The organism is Comamonas sp. B-9, assembly GCF_000410635.1.
Classification (GTDB): domain Bacteria; phylum Pseudomonadota; class Gammaproteobacteria; order Burkholderiales; family Burkholderiaceae_C; genus Comamonas.
This window is the reverse complement of the sequence record NZ_KE148607.1, coordinates 1,482-3,602: the sequence shown is the minus strand read 5'-3', so window position 1 is coordinate 3,602 and position 2,121 is coordinate 1,482. Positions and strand designations below refer to the sequence as shown.

Genomic DNA, 2,121 nt, shown 5'->3' with positions numbered 1-2,121 from the left:
TCCCACAGCGACAGGCGCTTGCCCCCGCCTGCCACTGTTTTTCAGCTGGGCTATGTAAATGGAGAGCATCATGACCAACATCATCAAGAACTTCTGGAACGATGAAGAAGGCGCGACCGCCATTGAGTATGGGTTGATTGCGGGGCTGATTGCGGTGGCGATCATTACCGTTCTGACAGCCATGGGGACTAACTTGAATGCCTTGTTCGGCTACATCAGAGACGCATTGGCTGGTGTGACTGCTCCCTAATAAGGCCATGGCTACCACTGCCTTCACCTGGATCCTACTGCTATGGCTTATCGCCATAGCAGTCATGGACCTGCGCAGCCGCAAGGTGCGCAACTGGATGGTGCTGCTGGGCCTGGCGACCGGCCTGGCAGCACTGTTCGGAGGTGCACAACCGTTTGACCTGCTGGCCTGGCAAGGGCTGGCGGGGATGGCGGTGGCCTTTGCCGCCTTGCTGCCGCTCTATGCCATCCGCTGGATGGGCGCGGGCGATGTCAAGTTTGCGGCGGTGGCCGGGCTCTGGTTTGGTCTGTCTGTCCATCTGCTGGTGATCTGGCTAGCTGCCAGCGTGCTGGCCGGTCTGCATGGCATGGCGGTGCTGGCATGGCGCAACCTAGTGCGCAGCCCCCAAGGGGCCCTGCTGCAGGCCAAGCTGCCCATGCGTTGGGCGCCGCTGTTGCAACCCGCTGCTGCAACTGGAACGGATGCCGCTGCATCCAGCCGCTCATCGGGCCCCGCGCGCAGCATCCCCTACGCAGGCTATATGGCCCTGGTGGCCATCGTGCTGCTGATGCGCAATGCAGGCCCCATCACCGGCTAAAGGATGACAGCGATGTCCCTCCACCTCTTTCCATATTCCATGTGCTTTGCTGTCGTCCCCTGGGCCGCATGCGCTGCCGCGACAGCAAAGCATATGCAGCTGTCAACTTCTAGGAGCCCTCGACCATGAACCTCACCAAGATACTGGCCGGCCTGCTGCTGGTCCTTGCCTTGGCCCTGGGCCTGGGCGCCTTGCTGCTGGGCCGTCAATCTGCCAACCGGCCCAGCACGCCGATCACGGATGCCAGCAGCGGCGATGCAGGCAAGCCAGCGCCCACCCATGCCGTCGTGGTCGCAGCCAAGTCCATTGCGGCAGGCCAGCGCCTGGTGGCAGACGACCTCAAGATCGCCCAGCTTCCAGTCGCCGTGGCCTCCAGCTTCTCCAACACCGATGCACTGCTGGGCCGCACGACCACGATGGCGTTGGTGGCCGATGCACCGCTCTTTGAGCAGCAGCTGATCAGCGGCTTGGCCTTGCAGGTTGAGCCCGGGCAACGTGCGGTGTCTGTCGGTATCCGCGAGGCCATGGCCGCCGGCCACCATGTGCGGCCCGGCGATTTTGTCGATGTGTTCTTTACGCTGGACGGCAAGACCGACGCGGCCGAGGTGGACAGCCAGACCCGGCTGCTGCTGGCACGCACCCGGGTGCTGGCCTATGGCGCAGCCAGTGTGGAAAACCCACCACTCACCCAGGCCCAGCGCCAGCAAGAAGAGCAAGAGGCCGCCAAGACCGGCAGCAGCGCCAATGCAGCCAGGCGCAATACCCAGGATACCCAGGCGGCGCGCAATGCCGCCACCGCCGTGCTGGCCGTGCCTTTGCAGGATGTGGAGCGCCTGACCCTGGCCGAGAAATACGGCCAGTTGAGCCTGGCATTGCGCCACCCCGATGACAGCCGCGTGCCCGACCCGGCCCTGTTCGCCGCGCTGCCCACGGTGCTGCAGCCGGTGGCAGGCAAGCTGGCCAAGGGCGAACAACTGCAGGGCATGGACCGCTCCTTTGCCGGCCTGCGCTTCAAGGACCTGGCAACCGGCGCCGACAGCAAGCCGGTGCGCCGCCCTGCCACCGTCACGCAGGCCAGGGCGCCAGCGCCGGCCGCGCCCTTGGCGCCACCTCGCACGCTGGAGGTCTACCAAGGCGCCAGCGTGCAAACCGTACGTTATTGATGGCTGCCGGGGTTGTCAGCCCCGGTTGACCGCGCCACACAGGCGCACACGGGCCCGCAAGGCCCGGAACCAGAACGAGACAGACGAGGGAACCGACTATGAGAACCACCGCACTCGCATCCGCCGCCTGG

Annotated in this window: 3 protein-coding genes; all 3 read left to right on the top strand. The window is 65.1% G+C overall.

What is annotated here, in order from left to right; all coding sequences use genetic code 11:
• The first annotated feature begins 70 nt into the window (after window positions 1–70).
• Complete coding sequence (locus H928_RS0116245; RefSeq protein WP_027011026.1) at window positions 71–250, top strand: Flp family type IVb pilin; 180 nt, start codon at window positions 71–73, stop codon at window positions 248–250.
• Between the two features lie 7 nt (window positions 251–257).
• Window positions 258–827: a prepilin peptidase gene (locus H928_RS0116240; RefSeq protein WP_021027457.1), complete on the top strand. Its 570-nt coding sequence runs from the start codon at window positions 258–260 to the stop codon at window positions 825–827.
• A gap of 125 nt (window positions 828–952) precedes the next feature.
• On the top strand, window positions 953–1,990 hold the full coding sequence (cpaB, locus tag H928_RS0116235; protein WP_021027456.1) for a Flp pilus assembly protein CpaB: 1,038 nt from the start codon (window positions 953–955) through the stop codon (window positions 1,988–1,990).
• Window positions 1,991–2,121 lie beyond the last annotated feature (131 nt).

What these genes read in the sequence shown, in the direction of transcription:
- H928_RS0116245 (WP_027011026.1), top strand. Translation starts at nt 71, where the DNA reads ATGACCAACATCATCAAGAACTTCTGGAACGATGAAGAAGGCGCGACC.
- H928_RS0116240 (WP_021027457.1), top strand. Translation starts at nt 258, where the DNA reads ATGGCTACCACTGCCTTCACCTGGATCCTACTGCTATGGCTTATCGCC.
- cpaB (WP_021027456.1), top strand. Translation starts at nt 953, where the DNA reads ATGAACCTCACCAAGATACTGGCCGGCCTGCTGCTGGTCCTTGCCTTG.